Here is a 21,308-nt window from a genome sequence, read left to right as displayed (position 1 = left end):
GGCTTGAAATCGCTTCATGCRGCCGGCATTTCGGTCTGCTATCTCAGCCAAGTCGAGCGCAACCAGTCACAATTCCCCATCGGTGCTGAAAGAAATCTGCAACGCACGCCGGTCGTCCAGAAGCCAATCATCTCACCTTGACCACCACCTTGCCTTTTGCCCGCCCCGTCTCGACATAGGCCAGGGCATCGCTGGTCGATGCGAAGGGGAAAACGCGGTCCACGACCGGCCGTATGATGCCGGAATCGATCAGTGAAGTGATCTCGCGCAGCTGGTCGCCACTCGCCCTCATGAACAGAAACGAATAGCTGACGCGATGGCGCTTTGCCTTCTTCCTGATCCCGGAGCTCAAGAGACGCATGACCAGCCGCAAGAACCAGCCTGATCCGAGTTCGTTGGCGAAATCGGGATCGGGCGGACCGGAGATGGAGATCAGCTTGCCGCCGGGTTTCAGCACGCGAAGGGATCTCTCGAGCGTGTCCTTGCCGAGACTGTTCAGGACGACGTCATAGCCACTGAGAACCTTTTCAAAATCGTCTTTCTTGTAATCGATGACGATATCGGCGCCAAGATTCCTGACCAGGTCGACATTGGCAGTGCTCGTTGTCGTGGCAACCGTTGCGCCGATATGCTTTGCCAGCTGAATCGCAAACGTTCCGACGCCGCCGGAGCCGGCATGGATCAGGACTTTCTGGCCCTTCTTGAGGTTGGCTTTCTCAATCAGTGCCTGCCAGGCGGTCAGGCCGACGAGAGGAATCGAGGCCGCTTCCTCCATGCTCAGGTCCTTCGGCTTGATCGCCAGGTCGGCTTCGCGGATGGCAATGAATTCCGCAAAAGTACCGATACGGTCTTTGTCCGGCCGCGCATAGACCTCGTCGCCCGGCTTGAAGCGCCTGACTTTCGGCCCGACCCGGACCACCACCCCAGCCACTTCGTTGCCGAGAATGAGCGGCAAACGATAGGGCAGGATCAGTTTGAACTCGCCATCCCTGATCTTGGAATCGAGCGGGTTTACGCCGGCAGCGTGAACCTGGATCAGCACGTCGCCGTCCCGCAGTTCCGGGTCCGGCCGTTCGCCAATCCGTGCGCCATTCTTCTTGCCATATCGATCGATGAAGAACGCCTTCATGTTGTTTTCCCATCCATTGTGTTTATCTTTCCGGTTTTCGCCGATTGCAGGAAGGCGCTATTGCTGGCGTATCCAGGTCTGCGAACGGCCGAGCAGCGATATGCCGATATAGCCGCGCACATTGAGTTTCCTGCCGCCGTCGAGCAGGTGCAGCTTGCTGCGATAGAGCTCGCCACTCTCCGGATCGAGGATTTGGCCATCGGCATAGTCGTCGCCATCCTTTTTCAGTCCGGATAGAATCTGCAAGCCGACGATGGGCGCATTCTTGAGCGCGCCTTCGCATTTGACGCATTTTGGATTCTGATCTTCGCTGGGGGCCGGGAAGACCTGTTCGACGGTGCCCTGCAACGTTCCGTTCGTTTCGGTGATGCGTATCAGTGCCCTGGACTTGCCGCTGACATCATCGATGTTCTTCCACAGGCCGACGGGAGATGTGTCATCCGCCCTGGCGATGGAATAGGTGAGCGCAGTTGTCAGTGTGATGGCCAGCATGGCCGCATGCTTGAAAGTCATCCGTTGTCTCCGGGAGCTTGAGTGTCATTTGTCTAAAAGCCGGCCGCGGCCGGGTTTGATGGGCGCTCCGCGCCCGCGGTGCCGGATCTTTCACCTGCAGCCCTTGGACTGCATCGCAGCCTCGATTGCATTGAGTTCGCCCTTGCCACGGGCAACATCGTCTTGCCTGTCCTGGCCGGTGACGGCGGCGATGGGAATATGGATGACGGCCATGGCTCCCATGTCACGCTCAGCTGCCCTGCGCTGGGCCTCCTCGAGGTTTTGCTGGGCGACCTGTTTGGCAGCCCGATCGGCGACAAGCTGGGTGCAGGGCAGCTGCAGATAGGGATCGGTCGAGACCGACAGTGCCGCTATCTGCCCGGGCTGCTTGGCGCAGCCGGAAACGACCAGCGCCAGCGCACACAGCACCGCTGTTTTCATAGGAATTTTCCCGGGGCTCACCCGCATGGTCATCAAACTCGATCGAGACCCAATTGCTTGCGCAGGATTTTGTCGACCATGGCCTCCGGGAAATAGCGACGCAGCGAGCGAACCTGGCCCGACTGTTTGCCGGCCGAATAGCGCAGTTTGGGTTTGGCGGCAGTGGCCGCCTTGACGACAGTTGCCGCAACGACCTCCGGAGAATCGCCGGCGCCGACCCATTTGCGCATCAATGCCTCGGAGCTTTTGCGCGCCGTGTCGTAAACCGACAGCGGCTGGTCGACCCTTGTGAGGTTGTCTTCAAACGACGTTCGGGTGACACCGGGCTCGACCAGCACGACCCGGATACCGAAGTTCCGCACTTCGTGATCAAGGGACTCCGAATAGCCCTCGATCGCATGTTTCGTGGAGGCATAGAAGGCGTTGAAAGGCGACGGGATAAGACCCAGGATCGAGCTCATATTGATGATCCTGCCCCGCTTCTGGCTCCGCATGATGGGCAGGACCGCATTCGCCACGCGAGCAACCCCGAAGACATTCACATCGAACAGCCTTTGTGCCTGAGCGATCGAAGACTCTTCCGCACCGCCAATGAGGCCAATGCCGGCATTGTTGACCAGGACATCGATCCGGCCGGCCTCCGACAGCACCGTCGAGACAAGAGAATGGACAGACGCATCGTCCGTCACATCGCAGACCAGCATCGATACGTTGCGCGGGCTGCTGCCGGTCATCCGGCGGCTCGTCCCGAAGACTTTGAATCCCGCCTGGGCCAGGGCCTCGGCGGTGGCGCGGCCGATGCCCGAGGAGGCTCCCGTCACGATCGCGGTTCGCTGCGACTGCATGTTCATTCCGTTCTCCAAATCCGCGGCAAGCCTTTCGCCGCTCTTTAAATTATGATCGTACTATGATATAACACTCGTAATATCATTTGAAAAGCCCTAAAGAGAATCATGCGCTACGAAAAAGGTCGAAAGGACGCCTCGCGTCGCCACATCATGAAGGTCGCAGCGGAGCGGTTTCGCTGTGACGGTATTGCTGCATCCGGACTTGCCAGCGTTATGAGCGATGCCGGGCTGACCAACGGGGCCTTCTACGCCCATTTCGAATCCAAAGCGGACTTGGTGCGGGAAACCGTCGCGGCAGCGCTGGAAGATCTGTCAAAACAGGTAGAGGACGCCATCGCCGCGGGAGGACTGGCGGGAGGCGTGGCAACCTACCTGTCGCCCGAGCATCGGGATGACCCGGCACATGGCTGCTCATTTGCAGCGCTTCTGCCGGAACTCGCGCGTCAGCCTCCCGAGGCACGCCAAGTCTATACGGAACGTTTCCTGACCCTGGTCAACCAGCTGGCAGCGACCCTGCCGCCGCAAACACCGAATGCCGAAGACGCGGCAATGGCGATGTTCGCGACCCTTATCGGCACGCTTCAGCTTGCCCGCACCCTGGAGGGGACTGCGTTGTCGGCCCGCATGTTGAAAGCAGGAGCGGATGCGGCGCTGCGGCTGGCAGAGCCGCGGCAGGACTAAGCGAGCACGGTGGGCATGAGGGCTCCGGCCAGTTCGACCTCTGGACCGGTGACATTTCTTTCAGCTCCACGCCGACGACAGCTTTTCCTTCAAGAGCACCGAGACGCATCGGTGTACGAATTCGGGCAGCGAGCCGGTGAAAGTGGTCTGGGTGATCACGCCGCCGCTTTATTGAGACGGGTGTGATACTGGCCTGGCGAAGCTTGATATCGCCCGGCAGCACCTGATCGAAAATGCTTGGCAACAGCCCGGCGTCGGTGGTAATTATTACCACCGAGCCTCGGAGACCAACCATGACCAATGTCGAAAAAGTCAGTGTCTCGATGACGCCGCAGCATGCGCAATTGCTTCGTGACGCCGTCGAAAGCGGTGCTTATGCCAGTGGCAGCGAAGTCATCCGCGAGGCAATGCGGGATTGGTCGGCTAAGTGGCAGCAACGGCGCGGCGATATCCAGCGTCTACGAGAGCTTTGGGCTGAAGGCAAGGCCAGCGGCCCTGCCACGCCTGTCGACTTCGACGAACTGCTTGAAGAGGCGCGAGAGGAACTGAAAGCCATCCGCTCTCATGGTGGCTAAACTTATCTGGACGCGACAAGCACGTGCCGACGCCAAGAAAATCTATCTCGACATTGGCCAGGAGCAGCCACTGAGCGCCGAACGATATTTCCAGCAATTCCGCCAGAAGGCGAACATGCTGGTGGATTATCCCCGCCTTGGCCCCCGTCATCCGGAGATCTTCCCAACGGCCCGTATGCTGGTCGAAGCGCCTTATGTCATCCTCTATGAAACGATCCCCGATGATGACGATGCGGATGTGCGCACCGTGGAAATCGTACGCATTGTCGATAGCCGCCGCGACCTCACTACACTTTTCTGAAAACTCCTATCGCGTCACATACTCCAAAAACTCCCGATGCCCGAGTGCGCGTGCAGATGCTAGCCGATATTCCTTCACCAGGCTGTCAGCCGTCTCGCGGGCAAATTTCCTCAGCGCCGGATCACGCTCCATCTCGGCGCGCGCGACAGCCGGATCGAGCAGGCCAAGCCCATCCAGCACCGGATAATGAAGCTGGGTCTCGATATGTGGCAGGCCATGGAGGAAATCGCCGAAATGCTCGTGCCGCGGCATTTCGCGTTTCCAGCGGGCCAGCCGCTCCCTGGTTTCCGGATGAATGCGTTCGGCGCGGACATTGCGCCAGAACGGCGTGTCGTCACGCTCGGTAACATAGTGGGTGTTGACGAAGGTCCTGAAGTCATCGACCTGCCGGCCGAACTTCTTGTTGTAGTCGGCGCGGTCTTGCTCCGTCATCCGCTCGGGGTGCTTGAGATAATGTTCGGCAAACAGCATCATCTGGACCACCGTGCCGTGGATCGATGTCGATTCCAGCGGCTCGATGAAGCTTGAGCTCAGGCCGACGGCCAGGCAATTGCCCATCCACGGCGTTTCCAGCCGGCCGATGCGGAAATGGATGTCGCCGCGCACCTCGATCTCATGGCCGAGCAGGGTTTCGATCTCGCGCTTGGCGCCTTCCGGATCCAGAAATTCGTCGGAATAGACATAGCCGCAGCCATAGCGCCATTGGGTCGGGATCTGCCACATCCAGCCGGAGCTCAGGGCGTGCGCAAGCGTGTAGTTGGCGAGCTCTTCGCCTTCCTTGACATCGACCCAGAACGGCATGGCGCGATTGACCGGCAATTCCTGGGCATAGGAGATCCAGGGGGCGTTGAGTTCGCCGACGATCAGCCGCTTGCGGAAGCCGGAAGCGTCGACGAAGAAATCGCCCTCCATCCGCGCGCCATCCTCAAACACCAGGGCCGCGATATTGCCGGTCTCGGCATTGCGCTCGACACCGGCAATCGTCGCGTCGATGATCTCGACGCCCCTGGAGCGGCGCTTAAGGAACTGGCCAACCCGCGCCTGGTCGAAATGGAAGGCATGGTGGAACGGGCCGAGCGCGATCAGCGATCCGTCATCCCTAAGTGCATAAGGCGCTTTCTTCTGTTCCAGCAGCGGACCGAAAAGGTGCATATCCTGCACCTTGCGGCCGGCGGCGACGGAAAAGACGTTGAGATAGTCAGAGGGCGCGCCTTGCGGCGGGGTCACGACCTGATGCGGGTCGTCGATCGGGCCGTAATAGGTAAAACCCTTGTGGCGCCAGTCCTGGTGGCGGATGCCGAGCTTGAAGCTCGCGCCGGTCTCCCTGAAGAATTCGAATTCGTCGAGCTTGAAATATTGCATCATCACCCGGAACGCCGCGGTCGATGCTTCGCCGACACCGACGGTGGGGATTTTCGAGGATTCGACGACCGATATCCGCGCGGCGATTTTCTGGCGCTTGAGACCATCCTGGATGATGAAGGCTGCCAGCCAGCCGGCCGTGCCTCCCCCGACGATGACGAAATGCGGCTCTCTCTCCATCCCGCGGCTCCCCCCTGGATTTTGCGTTTCTCATGAAGGGGATACGTTATCCTGCCACCGATGAACAAGGCCGATCGGCTGATATGGCGTCAAAAATGCGGATGGTTCACGCAACCTTCGCCGCGAGGATGCGGACAGGAGCGGTGACGGAAAGAGGCCTTAGCCCCGCGCCGGCACAGTCTCGATTGGCATCGGCCGCAAGCCATTTGGCAGTATCTGCCACTGCTAAAGAGCGTACCCATCCTTAGAAAACGGGGGGCGCCGAGACCCGATATCTCGGCGCTCAAGGATGGAAGTCGAGCCGGCCCAGCCGCCGAGACATCCTAAAGTAACGACAGCCATCGCCCCGACCGCTGACCTTTTGGCGCTGGCGGCAGCCAAACATCTAAAGGACATCTCATGCAGACCTTCAATCTATTCAGACGAATGGCCATCGCAATGGCGCTGGTCACTGCCGGACTGCTTTTTGCCCCCGCGGCCTTTGCCGGAGAGCCGGCTGCAGATGCCATTATCGGTACCTGGGCAGCTGACGATGGCAGCGTCAAGATCGACATGTACAAATCGGGCGACGCGTACCAGGCCCACCTTCTCTATGGCAACCACGTCGTTGAAGCCGACAACGTCACGTTCAAGAAGGACACCAGGAATCCGAACCCCTCGCTGCGCTCCCGTTCCCTCAAAAACATCGTACTCCTCTGGGGGCTGTGCTGGGACGGCGGGAAATGGACCGGAGGCTCGATCTACGACGGCTCCTCCGGCCGCACCTATAATTGCAAGGCTGAGCTCGATGGCGGAAAAATGCTGTTGAGGGGCTATCTCGGCGTCTCGCTGCTCGGCCAGACCCAGGTCTTCCACCGGGTCAGCAGCTGACATCTTGCGCGTTGGACGATTGACGTCCGGCGCGTCTCCACCTGTTCAATCGTTGCTTGGTGGTGTGTTCGGGCGCATGATTGGCGCATTATGCAAATGCCCTGGCATCCTTCGTCAGTGATCGATCCGACATGGGACCCCATAATAAGTCTCATAACCAAGAGAGGTCGACATGATTGACAACAGACAGAAGACAGCGCTCGTCACCGGGGCATCCTCCGGCATGGGCAAGGCGATCGCCAAGCGGCTCATCACCGATGGCTACAAGGTTTACGTGGCCGCTCGCCAGGTCGACAAGATGGATGACCTTGCCCGGCTCGGCGCCAGGCCGCTCAGCATGGACATTTCCAGGGACGATGAGATCCAGGCCGCCGTCCAGACCATTCTGACCGAAGCCGGTGGCGTCGATGTCCTGGTCAACAATGCCGGCTTTGGCCTCTACGGCCCGGTCGAGGATATCGGCCTCGAAGAGGCCCGCTATCAATTCGAAGTGAACATGTTCGGCCCCGCACGGCTGACCCAGCTGCTGCTGCCGGCCATGCGCCAAAAAGGCGCCGGGACGATCGTCAACATCACCTCCATGGGCGGCAAGATCTATACCCTGCTCGGCGCCTGGTACCATGCCACCAAGCATGCACTGGAAGGCTGGTCGGACAGCCTGCGGCTGGAACTGGCGCCTTTCGGCATACGGGTCGTCATCGTCGAGCCTGGCTTGATCGAGACCGGTTTCGGCGATGTGGTTGCCGATGGCTTGCTCAAGCGGTCGGGCCAGGGCGCCTACGCCAAGGTGACGCAGGCCGTCGCCAAATCGACACGGGAAGCCTATGGCCATGGCCGCTGCACCGACCCCCGCGTGATCGCCGACATCGTTTCCAAAGCGGTTCGGTCGAGAAAGCCGCGCACGCGTTACGTCGCCGGCAAATATGCGAAGCTCCTGATCACCATTCGCAAGTGGTTCGGCGATCGGATGTTCGACCGCATCATTCTGAGCCAGATGCGCTGAGGGAGACGAGGATGAGTGGAGCGCCGGCGGACAGGTGTAAAATCCCAAGGGCCTTCTGGCTCACGGTCGAACAGATCGGCGTGCCCGCGGCGGCTCTGTTGCGGCAGGCACGCCTGCCGGCGACCTTGCACCTGAGCGGCCAGGGCTTGGTCACGACAGCACAATTCTTCGCGGTGTGGCATGCGCTGGAGGAGCTGACGCAGGATCCGGGTCTCGGCATCAAGCTGGTGGAAACGGCGGAAACCTCCGTACATCCGCCCTCCAGTCTGGCGGCTTTCTATGCCCGCGACTTCCGCGACGGCCTGTCTCGCCTCGCACGGTTCAAGCGCCTGTGCACCCCCGAGCAGCTGCATTTTTCCGAAGAGGGCGGCGAGTGTACCGTCATGTTCGAATGGATCTACGCCACCGAGCCCGAGCCGGCGATCGCCGTGGATGTCGATTTCGCCACCCTGGTGGAGCTGGGTCGACGGGGCACCGGCCAGCGGCTGACGCCGGTGCGGGTGGAACTGCAGCGCCCGCGGTGCAAAGGCGGCGCACATCAGGCCTATTTCGACTGTCCGATCCGCTACGACGCGCCCCGCGATGCGCTGGTTCTGAAGTCGGCCGATCTGGACCGCCCGTTTCCCGGCCACAATCCGGAGCTGCTCGAACTCCTCACCCCGGCCCTTGGCTCTGCCCTCGGTGAAATCCAGGCCCGCAGTTCCATCCGTGAGCAGGTCAAGATCGTGCTCAAGCGCAGCCTGGCGAGCGGCCGGCCGGAACTGTCCGACGTGGCTGCCGACATGGGCTTGAGCGAACGCACATTGCAGCGGCGGATTACCGAGGAGGGCGCGACCTTGCGGGAACTGCTCATCGAGGCTCGCCAGGAGCTGGGGCGGCAGCTGCTTTCCGATCCCGCGGCCGAGATCGACGAGGTGGCCTGCCTGCTGGGTTACCAGGATGCGAGTTCCTTCTACCGGGCCTTCCGCGACTGGGAAGGCGTGACGCCGAACCAGTGGCGGGAACGCCATGCCCACAATTCCGGCAGCCAGCTTGGTCCCGACATCTCCCTGCATTGACGGCGCAACCGCTTTGGCGCCGAGCGCAAACGGATTGGCATGCCTTGCCACTGTCGCAGCAGCGTCCGGGTGTTACCTCTCGCGCACAGCATAGGCTGGAACGTCAACAATCCTGGAACATTATCATGTCTGGCAAAGTCTGGTTCATTACTGGAGCATCCCGCGGCTTCGGCCGCATTTGGGCGGAAGCCGCCCTTCAACGCGGCGACAGGGTCGCCGCAACGGCGCGCTCGCTGGCAAAACTCAAGGATCTGGTCGACCGCTACGGCGATGCCGTCCTTCCTCTCACCCTCGACGTGACCGACCCGGACCAGGCCTGGGACGCGGCCACCAAGGCGCACGCGCATTTCGGCAGGCTCGACATCGTCCTCAACAACGCCGGCTACGCCCTGGTCGGTGCCATTGAAGAAGCGCGCGAAGCCGACGTGCGGGACGAGTTCGAGACCAACTTCTTCGGTGCGCTGCGGGTCATCCAGGCCGCGCTGCCGCTGCTGCGCCAGCAGGGCCACGGCCATATTCTGGGCGTCTCCAGCGTCGCCGGCCTCGTCGCGCATCCGATCTCCGGTTTCTACAACGCCTCCAAATGGGCCTTCGAAGCCATGCACGAGGCGCTGGCGCAGGAAGTGAAAGGGTTTGGCATCCAGGTCACCCTGCTGGAACCGGGCGCCTATGCCACCGATTTCTCCACGGAATCCTCCCTCGCGATCTCGTCAATGCTCGAGGCTTATGCCGAACTCCGCAGGCATGCCTTTGAAGCAGGCGCCAAGATGGACTTTGGCGATCCCCATGCAACAGCAGAGGCCGTTCTCGCGATCGTCGACCACGAGAACCCGCCGCTGCGGTTCTTCCTGGGTACGGAAGGCATGCCCGCGGTGCGCAAAGCCTATGCCGAGCGTCTCGCCTCCTGGGAGGCATGGGCGGATGCTTCGAACATGGCACAAGGCTCGGCGCCCCAGCACAGGATTGCATCGCTCTAGGCTCGACGCTGTGGCCGTTTGTCGGCTTGGGTGTGGGGCTGGCGCCCCCACCCTAATTCCCATGCCCATTCTCTCTTGCCGCAAGCAGCTGAGCCTTGGCGCGTTCAATGAACTCATGCTTGAGCTCGTTGTATTGCGCACGACTGTCCGGCGATGCCGCGGCCGCATATTCTTTCTCTCGGATATATGCCGCACGCAGCTCCGGATTCTGCCGCAACGCATCTCTCAAGGCCAAGTTCGACTGCCAGGACTGGCCCATATATTCGACGACATGCACCAGATGTGTCCGCTCGGTCATGTCGCGGCCGCGTCCGAAAATGTAGTGCCCTGGCACGCCCGCATGCGCTGCATAATCGTAACCGAGCCCGAGCAGGGGGTCGTGGCACTTCTGCCAATTTGACAGCGGGAGAACACCCACCAGAATGTCCAGGATCGGTTTGGCACGCATGCCTGGCACCGCTGTCGAGCCGTAGTGCTCTATTCCTCTGGGGATATCGCCAAGCGCCGCGGCAAGCCGCTGCCGTTCGGAGTTGAACTCGACCTCCCAACCCGGATGGTAATCGAACAGGACATTCGTGTTGTGTTTGAGGCCCAACATGTGTGTTTCCTCGATATAGGACGAGGATACTACACCACGTTGCAGAGCCGAAAAAGCAGTCGCGCAAAGCCTGCGTTATCGGCGAGCAGGGAAACGGTCGCTTTCTTGCCTCGGGGGGCCGCACTACGCAAACTTGCGGAACGAGGACAGCAAAACTCTATGAAAGTTCGACTTTCATACCAGTGACGGCGGCTGAGATATCGCGAAGCCTTGTCAAAAGATGGACGCCCTTGATCTCCAAGCCTTCGAGGTCGGCGGAATTCGCGAAAATCAGATGCGTGCAATCGGGCCAGCCCGGCCCGCCGCCAACAATGGCATCCCAGAGAGCATCAAGGTTTCTTCCGAAAAAGGCGCAGTTATCCCTTCCGACGGCACTTTCATACCTGTTCCAAAACACCTCGCCGCTGGCGGCGTTTGCGCAATCAACTATCAGGGGCATGCTGGCAACCTTGGCAAGTTTGATCGTCGTTGGATCCACGACGGGCTGATGGCGGACAATACCATTCGGCAAAACTGACACATCTTCCTGAAAGAATTCAATGTCCGTACGGGTTGTTTTTGCCCGCACTGCCCTTGGGTTGGCCTTACCCAGATGACGGCAGGTTCCCGATCGCCACCGCCCGCCCATCATCCCTCCCCCCACATCTTTTGCCACGACCATCATCCAGGCCTTGACAATCGCTTCATCCTGCCGCTTTATCACCATATCCAATGCTATGGACACATGTCTATTATATTGGACACTATCAAAACGAGGGGAATGACCATGACCAAATCGCTACGCGCCTATGCACTCTCTTTCCTGGCCTCGCTCGCGCTCAGCGCCGCGCCGGCATTGGCGCAGGAGGCCAAAAGCAAGCTTGACGAAGTCCTCGCACGCGGACATCTCATCGTCGGCACCGGCAGCACCAATGCGCCCTGGCACTTCAAGGATGCCAACGACAATCTCGTGGGTTTTGACGTCGACATGGGCCATATCATCGCCAAGGCGCTGTTCGACGATCCCAACAAGGTCGAATATGTCGACCAGTCGTCGGATGCCCGCATCCCCAACATCACCACCGGCAAGGTCGACATCACCTGCCAGTTCATGACCGTCACCGGCGCGCGCGCCCAGCAGATCGCCTTCACCATTCCCTATTATCGCGAAGGCGTGGGCCTGATGCTGAAGGCCGACAGCAAATATGCCGATTATGCCGCGCTGAAGGCCGCAGGCTCCGCCGTCACCATTTCCGTGCTGCAGAACGTCTATGCCGAAGCCATGGTGCATGCGGCCTTGCCGCAAGCCAAGGTCGACCAGTATGATTCCCAGGACCTGATCTATCAGGCGCTCGAATCCGGCCGTGCCGATGCAGCCGCCACCGACCAGTCGTCGATCGCCTGGTACATGACCCAGAATGCCGGTCGCTACAAAGATGGCGGCTATGGCTGGAACCCGCAGACCTATGCCTGCGGCGTCAAGCGCGGCGACCAGGACTGGCTGAACTTCGTCAACACCGCATTGCATGAGGCAATGACCGGCGTCGAGTTCGATTTCTACGCCAAATCCTTCAAGACCTGGTTCGGCAAGGACCTGACCCCGCCGCAGATCGGCTTCCCGGTCGAGTATAAGTAAGCCACCCTCCCAACGGCCCCGCTGAGCGGGCGGGGCCGCCGCATATGAAGTGAAGGCCCCTCCCCAACCCCTCCCCACAAGTGGGAGGGGCTTAACCTGCGGCGCCGCCGTGCCCCGATTGAGGCAGAAAGCGAGCCGCGAGTCTTCTCCCCCCTTGTGGGGGAGATGGCCGGCAGGCCAGAGAGGGTCTTTTGCCATATTCGATTGTCCCAAGGGCAGTCCGAATGCACCGCAAACAGTAGGCTTGCATGGGTTACACACTAAATTTCGCCGCCGTCTGGCGGAGCTTCGATCTGTTGCTCGAAGGCCTGGCTCTGAGCCTCGGCCTGGCATTCGCTGCCATCCTGGTCGGTTTCTTCGTCGGCCTGGTGGTCGCCTTTGCGCTCGTGTCGAAAAAGCTCTGGCTGAGGAAACCGGCCGGCCTCTATGTGACGGTCATCCGCAACACACCGATCCTGGTTCTGGTGCTGTTCAGCTATTTCGCCCTGCCGGAACTCGGGCTCAGGCTCGACAAGATCGAAAGTTTCATCCTGACGCTGGCGCTCTATTCCGGCGCCTATCTGGCGGAAGTGTTTCGCGGCGGGCTTCTTTCCGTGCCGCCGGGCCAGCGCGAGGCGGGATTGGCAATCGGGCTCAGCGAGATGCAGATCCGCACTTCGATCATCATTCCGCTGATGCTGCGCAACGTGCTGCCGTCGCTGTCGAGCACCTTCATCTCGCTGTTCAAGGACACCTCGCTCGCCGCAGCCATCGCCGTTCCGGAACTCACCTTCGAGGCGCGCAAGATCAATGTCGAGACGTTCCGCGTCATCGAGACCTGGATCGTCGCCAGCTGCCTCTATGTCGCCACTTCATCGCTGCTCGCCGCATTGCTGCGGATGATCGAGCGGCGGCTTGCCGTGCCGAGGTGACCGTCATGGATCTTTCCGTATTCTTCCACCAGGCCTGGATCGCCCGCATCCCCCTCCTCAAGGGCCTGGGGATGACGATCTCGATCTCCCTGCTTGCCATCGTCATCGGCACGCTCATCGGCATCGCCGTCGGCCTGACGCTGACCTATGGCTACAAGCCGTTCCGTCTGCTGGTGCGCGCCTACACGGATTTCATTCGCGGCACCCCGGTGCTCGTCCTCGTGCTTGCCAGCTATTATGTGCTGGGCACGATCGGCATCGATCTCAGCCCGTTCGAGGCCGGCGTGCTGGCGCTTTCGGTGTTCTGCAGCTCGCATGTCGGCGAGCTCACCCGCGGCGCCTTGCAGGCGATCCCCAGAGGGCAGACCGAGGCGGCGAAAGCCATCGGCCTCACCTTCTCGCAGACCTTCCTCTACGTGCTCGGCCCGCAGGCGCTACGCGCCGCCCTGCCTGCCTGGGTCAACACCGCCGCCGAAATGGTCAAGGCCTCGACGCTGCTCTCCATCATCGGCGTCGCCGAGCTGCTGCTGCGCAGCCAGCAGATCATCTCGCGCACCTTCCTGAGCCTCGAATTCTATTTCTTCGCGGGCTTTCTCTATTTCGTCATCAACTACGCCATCGAGCGTTTCGGCCGCTACGTCGAGCGCAAGGTGACGGTTGCATCGTGAGGTCAAGGTGACAGACACACTGCTTGAGATACGCGACCTGCACAAGCGCTACGGCACCGTGGAAGTGCTCAAAGGCGTCGACTTCTCGATGAAGCGCGGCGAGGTGATCTCGATCATCGGCTCCTCCGGCTCCGGCAAGACGACCATGCTGCGCTGCATCAACATGCTGGAGGAATTCCAGGCCGGCTCGATCGAGATCGACGGCCAGGCGATCGGCTATGACATGGCAGGCGGCGTGCGCCGCCGCAAGAAGGAGGCCGAGATTGCCCGCCAGCGGGCGCTGACCGGCATGGCCTTCCAACAATTCAATCTCTTCCCGCATATGACGGCGGCCCGCAATGTCATGCTCGGCCTGATCAAGGTCCGCAAGATGGGCAAGGACGAAGCCCGCGCACTGGCCGAGAAATGGCTCGACCGGGTCGGGCTGCTGTCGCGCATCGACCACTATCCTGGCCAGCTTTCGGGCGGCCAGCAGCAGCGCGTCGCCATTGCCCGGGCGATCGCCATGAACCCGAAGCTGATGCTGTTCGACGAGGTCACCTCGGCGCTCGATCCGGAACTCGTCAATGAAGTGCTGCAGGTGATCAAGGCGCTGGCCGAGGACGGCATGAGCATGCTCCTGGTGACCCACGAAATGCGCTTCGCCTACGAGACCTCCAACCGGGTGATCTTCATGAACCAGGGCCGGATCGGCGAACAGGGAAATCCGCGAGAGATGTTCGTGAAGCCGCAGACCGAACGGCTGGCCGAATTCCTCAAAAACTCGACTTTCAACTAGACATCAGCAGACGGAGAATGAACGTGACGATCAAGCGATATGGCGCGGGTGAAACGGGCGCGGGCGGACAGGCATTGCCCTTCGCGCGCGCCGTCGAGGCGAACGGCTGGCTCTACGTTTCCGGCCAGGTGCCGATGGAAAACGGCGAAATCGTCAAGGGCGGCATCGTCTCGGAAAGCCGCAAGGCGATCGACAACATGATCGCCATCCTGCACGAGGCGGGCTACGGCCTCGAAGACGTGGTGCGCGTCGGTGTCTGGCTCGACGACCCCCGCGATTTCTGGAGTTTTAATGGCGTCTATGCCGAATATTTCGGCGCCCACCCGCCGGCCCGCGCCTGCGTGCAGTCGCGCATGATGGTGGACTGCAAGGTGGAAGTGGATTGCGTGGCCTATAAGGTGAAGTGACGGCCTTTGCGCGAGGGCTTTGACGCGGAAAGCCATTCATTGGTGGCCGGGCGTCGCGCCGGACGCTACTTTGTCTGTGCCGGCCACATAGGTTCTTACGCTACATCTTGACCTGCCGCCCTATGCGGCAGGTTCCTGCAAAGCCTTGGATTTGCGATCAGGCGTGTGCATGAGGATGGTGCTGCTGCCAGACCGACCAAAGCGATGCTGCGGCCACGAGAAGTCCGAGCACCACGTCAGTCCACATCGCATTCACGTTGGTTGCAAAACCAAGCAACCAGGGAGATGCGACCAGCCAGCAGCCTAGCACCAGGCCAACCCATTCTTCCCACTCGGCGAAAACCGAAATTTCGGCAACCGCCAGCGCGCCAAGCAGTCCTCCGACAAGCCACGCGTTCCAGCTCGGCATGGTTTCGGGTACGAAACCGACAACCCATGGCGAAGCGAAGACGCATGCCGCGAGGACCACATTGACAAGATCCAGCGCACTCTTTCCTTTCATCTGAACATTGGGCATGTCAGACCTCCATACTAGAAGTTCAACTGAAGTATTATACCTCTTCTTCGACATTCGACCCAAGGAAAATAATGACGGAAGGACCGTCTTTTGAAAGATTTTGTCTTTGAGATCTTAGCTGTTCGCGGCCGTCCCGCCTGTCTTAACTTTCGGTGGGGACGAAAGTATCAGGCAAGTGCTCGCCTTCGCTCGGGGCATTCCCCACCGCCGACAGCGTGGAGCTCGACCGCCCAGGTCATCGCTGCGTCCGGCCCACCCCGTCACCATGGTGCCCAATGACGTGAAGCGCAATGGCGCCTCGAAGGATCAGCCGCAGCCACGATGCGTCATGACACGCTCCTTAAGTGATCAGGCCTGCGGCAACAGGCTTCATTTGCGAAGCACAGTCGATTGGCTGCCCACTGCTGTCACAGGACTTTCAGAACAAGAAATCGCCAGCGGAAAGCGCGCGCACCCTGCAGCGCCGCCGCACAGCGGCGCTGGGAAAATCGCCGATCGCCTGTTGCAAGGGCCTGCGCACAGAGCGCGCCCAATCGCTGCTGTATGGCAGCGGCCTCGTCATCGCCGGCCAATTCGATCGCTGGATCGGCGACAATTTCTTTCAGCTCCACACCGGCGACGGCATTTCTCCAACCGAGGTCTATCCAGTCGCACGCCCAACAAATGCGAAGCCGCCCAGTTGTCAATTGTCAAACTACCTGAAAATATCTCCGGGTACTGAGACTGCAGGAACGATGATGGACACCCAGGCTGACCCGCGGACCGATTTCGAAACGGCCGGACTATTCGATGCCGGTCACACCGCGTTTCTCGAGACCATCACGCATCTTCGCCCCGCTTTGCACCGCTACTGCGCGCGCATGACGAACTCCGTCCTCGATGGCGAGGACGTCATGCAGGAGGCGTTGTTCGAAGCCTATCGCAAATTGGCAATGCACGATCAGAGCATGGCGCTCAGCCATTGGCTCTTCCGCATCGCGCACAACCGATGCATCGACTTCCTGCGCCGGCGGCGTGTTCGCCAACAGGCGGAGACGGCTGTCATGCCGTCCGATGTCGTTCTTCCGATCGAGCCGCCGGGTGGCGGTGTCAGCCGTGCCGTTGAGCGACTGGTCTATCACCTCCCGCCCAAGGAACGCGCCTGCGTCCTCCTCAAGGACGTCTTCGACTATTCGCTCGACGAAATCGCCGATCTGGTCGGTTCGACATCCGGCGGCGTGAAATCCGCGCTCAGCCGCGGGCGCGCAAAACTGCAGGCATTGCCGCAGACGCCAGCAGCCGGATCGATGCCGAATGCCGAGGCCATGGAACTGCTGCGCCTCTATGTGGATCGCTTCAATCGGCGCGACTGGGACGGCGTGCGTGAGCTTGCCAGCGCCGATGCAAGGCTGCGGGTCGCCGATTGCTTCTCGGGCCGCCTGGCCGACTCGCCCTACTTTGTCGAATACGAACGTCCGATCATTCCCTGGCGCATGGCGCTGGGTTCGATCGACGGCGAAATGGTGGTCATCATTCTGCGCGCCGACCTGCCGGAGCAGACCCCATTCTCGGTGATCCGTCTCACCACGACCCAGGACAAGATCAGCGGTATCACCGACTATATCAAGAGTTCCTGGATTCTCGACGCCGCAGAGCTGATCACGATCGCCGAGACTTGAAGCGGCACGCGGCCAAAAAAATGCCGCGGCCAAAAAAATGCAGTCGCCACGTATCTCGCGGCGACCGGGCTACGTCTTAGGAGCGCAACCATCGTCGACACCAGTTCGAACGGTTCGAACTGGTGTCGATGACAAAGGAGATCGCTCATATGACTTTAAAGACTTATTCCGGCAGCTGCCATTGCGGCACGGTCCGCTTCGAAGCCGACGTCGATATCGCCGCGGGAACGATTAAGTGCAATTGCTCAAGTTGTACGAAAGCGCGATCCTGGCTCGTCTTCACGCCAGCCGACAGGTACAGGCTCGTTGCAGGCAGCGAAACCCAGGCCGAATATCAATGGATACCGCCAGGTCGATCGGAGCCATCGATCCAATTTCATTTCTGCAAGGCCTGTGGCATCCGCACGCCCGGCCGTGGCGATCTTGAAACGATGGGCGGTGTTTTCTACGCCGTTCAGGTTCAATTGCTCGACGATGTGAACCCGGATGAATTGGCCGCAGCACCAATTCACTACCTGGATGGCCGCCACGATCGCTTCGACCGACAACCTGCCGATATACGTCTGCTTTGAAGTCGCCCGAATGGCTCGGGAACTGTGGACATGTGGTGGTAATGGTTATCGTCTGTTGCCACCACACCTCGCTCGATCGCGCTCTTTGCGCCGTTTCTGACTTTCCGGTTCGGTGCGGAGAGGGCCGCGTGCGGTCGGCGAGCACGTTGGCGTGTTTACGGTTTCAATGACATCAGGGAGGGCGGGAGCATCGACCCCGTCGAAAGCATCATCACACTTTCGGCTGAAAACCTGGAATATCTTCCTCATAGGAATCGATGTCAGGTTTCAGTCGCTTCCTTTGCATGTCAGCGCGGGAGGGGCTCAACGTGTCGAAGCGTGAGACGAAGGCCGACAGGCCGCCATTGCAAGCCGCACCCCCTCCAGCAAATGCGCGAGGTCACTCTCGCGTTCGAACTCGGTGCCCCGCTCAATGTCGGTCTCGACGCCAAGGTCGGGTTTCATATCCACGGCTATGGTGATGTAGCGGGCGGCGGCGGCCTCGTTGCCATTCATCGCGTGAGCGGCCGCGCGGAGGATTTCTGGCGCGCGGTGGTGGAGGGGTAGTCCTTCGATCGCCTCGACCGCCTCGGCATAGCGGCCAAGCACGTAGAGCGCCATTGACCGATCGAAGTGATACCATGGCGGATGAAACGGATTAAGGGCTGCCGCGCGATTGAGCCATCCAAGCCCGTCGAGCGCGTAACCCCGCATCGTGCGAAGATAACCCATTTGGGCAAGCGTGTCGGCATCGTAAGGATTGAGGTCCAGTGCACGTTGCAGGTGCCCCTCCGCGGCAGCATGTTCGCGAAGATATAACCGCACCAGCGCCATAATACGGTGGCAACGCGCCTCTTCGGGCGCGAAGGTGAGAGCCTGAAGCGCATTATTGCGGCACGCCTCCAGGACAGGTCTTGGAGCAGAGCCATATTCGGCGATTATCAGGTCGCTCAGTGCGAGATAGGCGTAAGCCAACCCATAACTTGAATCGATCGCGATTGCGCGCAGGAAATAGTCTCTCGCCTTCTCGTTAACGTCCTGCCCATAACCTCTCAGATAGACAATTCCCCGCGTGAGATATTCGAAAGCGTGCAGGCTTGCAGCCGGTTTCGTTGCGCTACGGCGAAGTACGGATTCTTCGATATTGGCGACGAGACGACTGATAATGCGTCTGGCGATGATCAAGTCGATGCCCAGAAGATCGGCCTCGGCGCAATCAAAACTCTCGCCCCAGATCTGCCGGCCGCTCGGAGCATGCGTCAGCGTCACGGAGATACGGAAACCGGCTGTCGTTCGGCGAAATGTCCCTTCGACGAGATGATCAGCGCCAAGTTTTTCGCTGACGACCTGCGGCGAGGGCCGGTTGGTCGCAGGAAAGGCAAAGGCCGATGCACGAGCGATGATGGTCACAGTCTTGAAACGGGCTAGACCATCGGTAATCTCTTCGATAATGCCATCCACCAGCACAGGGTCACTGTCACCAGCGACTGTGAAAGGGAGAACGGCAACGACCGGTTCGGAAGCCACCGTGGATACCGAGACATTCCTGGGAGACATTTGCGCCGCGCCCCTGACATTGGGATCGCCAATCTGCAGCGAATAGACATGGACTGGATCAGGGATGTTCTTGAGTTGCACTGCGCCGCGGTCGATAACCGCGACTTCGAGCCGTGCCCTGACTTGCCAGTAGGCCTGCTCGGACAAACATATGCAGCCGGGCTCGCAAACACCTTCAAGGCGCGCGGCCACATTCACCCCGTCACCCATCAGATCACCGTCGCTCTCTTGTACGACGTCACCCAGGTGAATGCCGATCCGCAACTCTACGCGGCGGTCGCTGGACCGGCCGGAATTGCGCTCCAGCATCTCCGTTTGGATTTTGATGGCGCACTGCACGGCATTTACGACACTGCCGAACTCGACAAGACTGCCGTCGCCGGTGCTCTTGACCACACGACCATGGTGCATGGCCACGGTGGGCTCGATAAGATCGCCGCGCAGCACTCGTAGCTGCGACAGGATATCGTCTTCGTCTATCCTCGCCAGCCGGCTGTATCCGACGACATCGGTGACCAAGATTGCTGCCAGCTTCCGGATTTCACTCATGCGGCACACTGCCCCATCTGGAGACCGGCAAGATACGGGGAGGCCAGGTCAAAGAAAAGATGCAAGTTGGCAAAATCGCCTCGGCCTTGGTTGGGAATGTGTGCTCGACAGGATTGGGTCAGCTTCTATTTGAAAACTTGACATGGTTTGCATGCAGGATTCGATTTCAGGTTTCGTTTCCCCCGGGCGGCGGAGAGATCGTCATCTATGCCATTAAGCCCCAATAACGGCGACCGATCAAATGGCGCCCGGCAAAGCCCGCCCCCAATCCAAGCACCATACCCCACCAAAAATCTCACAATGCAGTTGCAGTTATGGATCATCCCTACAAAGCAACAGGGCGAATTCCTGATTTTGCATCACCCGGCCGCTGGTCAGCCTCTCCAACCAGGCGGTGGAAATATCGGAGACGTCTTGAAGTCAAAGTTTGTCATGATCCACCCGCTTCCGTTCCTCATGAATATATATCTTAGAAATAGGAATTGATTGACCGGAAGATCCGGGTGCGGAAAATGCACATAGTCGATGATAATATTAATCGAGTTACCGTATTTCGTATTCAAGACTTCATCATCAACGTCGGCTTTGCCATTTTTGGTGAGGAGTTTGAAGGCGGTCGTCAATTGCTCGGAATTGGACTTTGTTGACGTCGTTGAGCGTAAATCTTTCTCAAGGGCGGCCGCCGCCTCATCAGGCTTGGCGTCGGCCAAGAGTTTGGATATCTCCGAAGACGCGGTGCTAGGCTCGACGACTGGATATGCATATTCGGCGGCGGAGGCTGGATAGACGTTCAGAAGCGCCAGAAACGCAATGTAGCAGCATGCTTTGTTCATTGTGCTCTCCCTGTGGTCACTGCTTTAAGATGAGCTTTCGCATTGGCTCGGCTTGTCGCGGAATTCATGACGCTCCAACAACCAGCCTGTCTTGCGCTTTACGTGCCCGATGAGCATCATCTGCGGCACGACGCCGAAATCGGACTCCAAAATGAGCCAAGTCACTGACTATTTGATCGACCAAAATGGCAAAAACTGGAAGGAATTGCTCTCCGATTGGCTTCCGGTCTTTCCGCCCAGGTTCACGGTCTGGCTCGTCAACAAAGTCGGCGACATCATCGCTGTCTTCGAGGACGGGAGCGTCCATTTTCTTGATCTTGGCGCCGGCAGCCTGACGCGGATCGCCGACAATCAAAACGACTTTGCCGCTCGGCTCAAGCAAGGCGACAACGCCTCGATTTGGCTTGCAACATCGCTTGTCGACAGCTGCGTCGCTGCCGGCATGGCTCTGGGTGAAGACGAGTGCTACAGCTACCGCATTCCGCCATTCCTGGGCGGTGAATATGCCGTCGAGAACCTGGAACCAACGGATTTGTCCGTTCACTACAGTGTCCTTGGACAAATATGGCAGCAGATCAAGGACCTGCCGGATGGCACACGATTGGGGAACTTTTCGATAAGCGATTGATAGGGCCACGCTTGCCCAAGTCTTGAATTTCGCGGGCCGATCACCCCCCCAGCGACATCATCTCACTCATATAAACGCTTCTCGCCATTTGCCCCCAACTTCGCCGCATAGAAGGCCAACC

Annotated in this window: 25 protein-coding genes and 1 pseudogene; 16 read left to right on the top strand and 10 right to left on the bottom strand. The window is 59.9% G+C overall.

Going from position 1 to position 21,308, the window contains the following annotated elements:
* Nucleotides 1–127: 127 nt before the first annotated feature.
* From AC1DYF_RS13090 to AC1DYF_RS13075, 4 genes are all read right to left on the bottom strand, one after another.
* Nucleotides 128–1,129, bottom strand: a complete 1,002-nt coding sequence (locus AC1DYF_RS13090) for an NADP-dependent oxidoreductase (protein ID WP_477877170.1) — start codon at nt 1,127–1,129, stop codon at nt 128–130.
* Between the two features lie 57 nt (nt 1,130–1,186).
* Nucleotides 1,187–1,642, bottom strand: a complete 456-nt coding sequence (locus tag AC1DYF_RS13085) for a DUF2147 domain-containing protein (protein WP_477877169.1) — start codon at nt 1,640–1,642, stop codon at nt 1,187–1,189.
* Between the two features lie 90 nt (nt 1,643–1,732).
* Nucleotides 1,733–2,062 carry a hypothetical protein gene (locus AC1DYF_RS13080; protein WP_477877168.1) on the bottom strand — a complete coding sequence of 110 codons (330 nt, stop codon included), beginning with the start codon at nt 2,060–2,062 and terminating at the stop codon, nt 1,733–1,735.
* Nucleotides 2,063–2,094: 32 nt separating this feature from the next.
* Complete coding sequence (locus tag AC1DYF_RS13075; protein WP_477877167.1) at nt 2,095–2,913, bottom strand: oxidoreductase; 819 nt, start codon at nt 2,911–2,913, stop codon at nt 2,095–2,097.
* Nucleotides 2,914–3,015: 102 nt separating this feature from the next.
* On the opposite strand from AC1DYF_RS13075, the gene AC1DYF_RS13070 reads away from it, so the two are divergent.
* The 4 genes and pseudogenes from AC1DYF_RS13070 to AC1DYF_RS13055 all read left to right on the top strand — a co-directional run bounded on the left by AC1DYF_RS13070 (nt 3,016) and on the right by AC1DYF_RS13055 (nt 4,467).
* Nucleotides 3,016–3,591, top strand: coding sequence for a TetR/AcrR family transcriptional regulator (locus AC1DYF_RS13070; RefSeq protein WP_477877166.1), 576 nt, complete (start codon nt 3,016–3,018; stop codon nt 3,589–3,591).
* A gap of 103 nt (nt 3,592–3,694) precedes the next feature.
* A pseudogene (locus tag AC1DYF_RS13065) lies at nt 3,695–3,766 on the top strand (helix-turn-helix domain-containing protein); the annotation flags it as partial.
* Nucleotides 3,767–3,884: 118 nt separating this feature from the next.
* Nucleotides 3,885–4,166: a type II toxin-antitoxin system ParD family antitoxin gene (locus AC1DYF_RS13060; RefSeq protein ID WP_477877165.1), complete on the top strand. Its 282-nt coding sequence runs from the start codon at nt 3,885–3,887 to the stop codon at nt 4,164–4,166.
* Nucleotides 4,156–4,467 carry a type II toxin-antitoxin system RelE/ParE family toxin gene (locus tag AC1DYF_RS13055; RefSeq protein ID WP_477877164.1) on the top strand — a complete coding sequence of 104 codons (312 nt, stop codon included), beginning with the start codon at nt 4,156–4,158 and terminating at the stop codon, nt 4,465–4,467. The genes AC1DYF_RS13060 and AC1DYF_RS13055 overlap by 11 nt, the downstream gene beginning before the upstream one ends.
* Nucleotides 4,468–4,473: 6 nt before the next feature.
* Here AC1DYF_RS13055 and AC1DYF_RS13050 read toward each other — a convergent pair whose 3' ends face one another.
* A complete protein-coding gene (locus AC1DYF_RS13050; RefSeq protein ID WP_477877163.1) occupies nt 4,474–6,009 on the bottom strand; it encodes a tryptophan halogenase family protein in 1,536 nt (511 codons plus the stop codon).
* Between the two features lie 399 nt (nt 6,010–6,408).
* On the opposite strand from AC1DYF_RS13050, the gene AC1DYF_RS13045 reads away from it, so the two are divergent.
* From AC1DYF_RS13045 to AC1DYF_RS13030, 4 genes are all read left to right on the top strand, one after another.
* Entirely contained in the window at nt 6,409–6,879 is a 471-nt protein-coding gene (locus AC1DYF_RS13045; RefSeq protein WP_477877162.1) for a DUF2147 domain-containing protein, read from the top strand.
* A gap of 172 nt (nt 6,880–7,051) precedes the next feature.
* On the top strand, nt 7,052–7,882 hold the full coding sequence (locus AC1DYF_RS13040) for an oxidoreductase (protein WP_477877161.1): 831 nt from the start codon (nt 7,052–7,054) through the stop codon (nt 7,880–7,882).
* Between the two features lie 11 nt (nt 7,883–7,893).
* Entirely contained in the window at nt 7,894–8,940 is a 1,047-nt protein-coding gene (locus tag AC1DYF_RS13035; protein WP_477877160.1) for an AraC family transcriptional regulator, read from the top strand.
* A gap of 125 nt (nt 8,941–9,065) precedes the next feature.
* Nucleotides 9,066–9,917 (top strand): SDR family NAD(P)-dependent oxidoreductase, encoded by an 852-nt coding sequence (locus tag AC1DYF_RS13030; RefSeq protein WP_477877159.1) that lies wholly within the window; start codon nt 9,066–9,068, stop codon nt 9,915–9,917.
* A gap of 52 nt (nt 9,918–9,969) precedes the next feature.
* Here the strand turns inward: AC1DYF_RS13030 and AC1DYF_RS13025 are convergent, their stop codons facing one another.
* The gene (locus AC1DYF_RS13025) at nt 9,970–10,515 is read right to left on the bottom strand and encodes a GrpB family protein (protein ID WP_477877158.1); all 546 of its coding nucleotides are present in this window, start codon (nt 10,513–10,515) and stop codon (nt 9,970–9,972) included.
* A 157-nt stretch (nt 10,516–10,672) separates the two neighbouring features.
* A complete protein-coding gene (locus AC1DYF_RS13020; protein WP_477877191.1) occupies nt 10,673–11,221 on the bottom strand; it encodes a barstar family protein in 549 nt (182 codons plus the stop codon).
* A 60-nt stretch (nt 11,222–11,281) separates the two neighbouring features.
* Between AC1DYF_RS13020 and AC1DYF_RS13015 the strand changes: the two genes are divergently transcribed.
* The 5 genes from AC1DYF_RS13015 (at nt 11,282) to AC1DYF_RS12995 (ending at nt 14,894) form a co-directional block, all read left to right on the top strand.
* Nucleotides 11,282–12,130: a transporter substrate-binding domain-containing protein gene (locus AC1DYF_RS13015; RefSeq protein ID WP_477877157.1), complete on the top strand. Its 849-nt coding sequence runs from the start codon at nt 11,282–11,284 to the stop codon at nt 12,128–12,130.
* Between the two features lie 248 nt (nt 12,131–12,378).
* Entirely contained in the window at nt 12,379–13,041 is a 663-nt protein-coding gene (locus tag AC1DYF_RS13010) for an amino acid ABC transporter permease (RefSeq protein WP_477877156.1), read from the top strand.
* A 5-nt stretch (nt 13,042–13,046) separates the two neighbouring features.
* Nucleotides 13,047–13,709 carry an amino acid ABC transporter permease gene (locus AC1DYF_RS13005; protein WP_477877155.1) on the top strand — a complete coding sequence of 221 codons (663 nt, stop codon included), beginning with the start codon at nt 13,047–13,049 and terminating at the stop codon, nt 13,707–13,709.
* Between the two features lie 7 nt (nt 13,710–13,716).
* Nucleotides 13,717–14,487: an amino acid ABC transporter ATP-binding protein gene (locus tag AC1DYF_RS13000; RefSeq protein WP_477877154.1), complete on the top strand. Its 771-nt coding sequence runs from the start codon at nt 13,717–13,719 to the stop codon at nt 14,485–14,487.
* A 23-nt stretch (nt 14,488–14,510) separates the two neighbouring features.
* Nucleotides 14,511–14,894: a RidA family protein gene (locus AC1DYF_RS12995; protein ID WP_477877153.1), complete on the top strand. Its 384-nt coding sequence runs from the start codon at nt 14,511–14,513 to the stop codon at nt 14,892–14,894.
* A gap of 157 nt (nt 14,895–15,051) precedes the next feature.
* Here the strand turns inward: AC1DYF_RS12995 and AC1DYF_RS12990 are convergent, their stop codons facing one another.
* The gene (locus AC1DYF_RS12990) at nt 15,052–15,411 is read right to left on the bottom strand and encodes an SPW repeat protein (protein ID WP_477877152.1); all 360 of its coding nucleotides are present in this window, start codon (nt 15,409–15,411) and stop codon (nt 15,052–15,054) included.
* A gap of 737 nt (nt 15,412–16,148) precedes the next feature.
* Between AC1DYF_RS12990 and AC1DYF_RS12985 the strand changes: the two genes are divergently transcribed.
* Both AC1DYF_RS12985 and AC1DYF_RS12980 read left to right on the top strand, forming a co-directional pair.
* Complete coding sequence (locus AC1DYF_RS12985; protein ID WP_477877151.1) at nt 16,149–17,069, top strand: sigma factor; 921 nt, start codon at nt 16,149–16,151, stop codon at nt 17,067–17,069.
* A gap of 149 nt (nt 17,070–17,218) precedes the next feature.
* Nucleotides 17,219–17,641 (top strand): GFA family protein, encoded by a 423-nt coding sequence (locus tag AC1DYF_RS12980; protein ID WP_477877150.1) that lies wholly within the window; start codon nt 17,219–17,221, stop codon nt 17,639–17,641.
* Nucleotides 17,642–17,944: 303 nt separating this feature from the next.
* Here the strand turns inward: AC1DYF_RS12980 and AC1DYF_RS12975 are convergent, their stop codons facing one another.
* A complete protein-coding gene (locus AC1DYF_RS12975) occupies nt 17,945–19,726 on the bottom strand; it encodes an adenylate/guanylate cyclase domain-containing protein (protein WP_477877149.1) in 1,782 nt (593 codons plus the stop codon).
* Nucleotides 19,727–20,100: 374 nt separating this feature from the next.
* Nucleotides 20,101–20,559 carry a hypothetical protein gene (locus AC1DYF_RS12970; RefSeq protein ID WP_477877148.1) on the bottom strand — a complete coding sequence of 153 codons (459 nt, stop codon included), beginning with the start codon at nt 20,557–20,559 and terminating at the stop codon, nt 20,101–20,103.
* A 151-nt stretch (nt 20,560–20,710) separates the two neighbouring features.
* Here AC1DYF_RS12970 and AC1DYF_RS12965 point away from each other — a divergent pair, with 151 nt between their 5' ends.
* On the top strand, nt 20,711–21,187 hold the full coding sequence (locus AC1DYF_RS12965) for a DUF1851 domain-containing protein (protein WP_477877147.1): 477 nt from the start codon (nt 20,711–20,713) through the stop codon (nt 21,185–21,187).
* Nucleotides 21,188–21,308 lie beyond the last annotated feature (121 nt).

Source organism: Rhizobium sp. P2_G9, from assembly GCF_056403475.1.
Note: the sequence above shows the minus strand (reverse complement) of the source record. Positions and strands in the feature narration are given on the sequence as shown.

Coding starts and splice junctions, on each gene's coding strand:
- AC1DYF_RS13090 (WP_477877170.1), bottom strand. CDS start 1,129: ATGAAGGCGTTCTTCATCGATCGATATGGCAAGAAGAATGGCGCACGG.
- AC1DYF_RS13045 (WP_477877162.1), top strand. CDS start 6,409: ATGCAGACCTTCAATCTATTCAGACGAATGGCCATCGCAATGGCGCTG.
- AC1DYF_RS13055 (WP_477877164.1), top strand. CDS start 4,156: ATGGTGGCTAAACTTATCTGGACGCGACAAGCACGTGCCGACGCCAAG.
- AC1DYF_RS12970 (WP_477877148.1), bottom strand. CDS start 20,559: ATGAACAAAGCATGCTGCTACATTGCGTTTCTGGCGCTTCTGAACGTC.
- AC1DYF_RS13025 (WP_477877158.1), bottom strand. CDS start 10,515: ATGTTGGGCCTCAAACACAACACGAATGTCCTGTTCGATTACCATCCG.
- AC1DYF_RS12990 (WP_477877152.1), bottom strand. CDS start 15,411: ATGCCCAATGTTCAGATGAAAGGAAAGAGTGCGCTGGATCTTGTCAAT.
- AC1DYF_RS12965 (WP_477877147.1), top strand. CDS start 20,711: ATGAGCCAAGTCACTGACTATTTGATCGACCAAAATGGCAAAAACTGG.
- AC1DYF_RS13085 (WP_477877169.1), bottom strand. CDS start 1,642: ATGACTTTCAAGCATGCGGCCATGCTGGCCATCACACTGACAACTGCG.
- AC1DYF_RS13010 (WP_477877156.1), top strand. CDS start 12,379: ATGGGTTACACACTAAATTTCGCCGCCGTCTGGCGGAGCTTCGATCTG.
- AC1DYF_RS13015 (WP_477877157.1), top strand. CDS start 11,282: ATGACCAAATCGCTACGCGCCTATGCACTCTCTTTCCTGGCCTCGCTC.
- AC1DYF_RS13080 (WP_477877168.1), bottom strand. CDS start 2,062: ATGAAAACAGCGGTGCTGTGTGCGCTGGCGCTGGTCGTTTCCGGCTGC.
- AC1DYF_RS13040 (WP_477877161.1), top strand. CDS start 7,052: ATGATTGACAACAGACAGAAGACAGCGCTCGTCACCGGGGCATCCTCC.
- AC1DYF_RS13005 (WP_477877155.1), top strand. CDS start 13,047: ATGGATCTTTCCGTATTCTTCCACCAGGCCTGGATCGCCCGCATCCCC.
- AC1DYF_RS13020 (WP_477877191.1), bottom strand. CDS start 11,221: ATGGTGATAAAGCGGCAGGATGAAGCGATTGTCAAGGCCTGGATGATG.
- AC1DYF_RS13060 (WP_477877165.1), top strand. CDS start 3,885: ATGACCAATGTCGAAAAAGTCAGTGTCTCGATGACGCCGCAGCATGCG.
- AC1DYF_RS12980 (WP_477877150.1), top strand. CDS start 17,219: ATGACTTTAAAGACTTATTCCGGCAGCTGCCATTGCGGCACGGTCCGC.
- AC1DYF_RS12985 (WP_477877151.1), top strand. CDS start 16,149: ATGGACACCCAGGCTGACCCGCGGACCGATTTCGAAACGGCCGGACTA.
- AC1DYF_RS13070 (WP_477877166.1), top strand. CDS start 3,016: ATGCGCTACGAAAAAGGTCGAAAGGACGCCTCGCGTCGCCACATCATG.
- AC1DYF_RS13030 (WP_477877159.1), top strand. CDS start 9,066: ATGTCTGGCAAAGTCTGGTTCATTACTGGAGCATCCCGCGGCTTCGGC.
- AC1DYF_RS13075 (WP_477877167.1), bottom strand. CDS start 2,913: ATGAACATGCAGTCGCAGCGAACCGCGATCGTGACGGGAGCCTCCTCG.
- AC1DYF_RS12975 (WP_477877149.1), bottom strand. CDS start 19,726: ATGAGTGAAATCCGGAAGCTGGCAGCAATCTTGGTCACCGATGTCGTC.
- AC1DYF_RS13050 (WP_477877163.1), bottom strand. CDS start 6,009: ATGGAGAGAGAGCCGCATTTCGTCATCGTCGGGGGAGGCACGGCCGGC.
- AC1DYF_RS13035 (WP_477877160.1), top strand. CDS start 7,894: ATGAGTGGAGCGCCGGCGGACAGGTGTAAAATCCCAAGGGCCTTCTGG.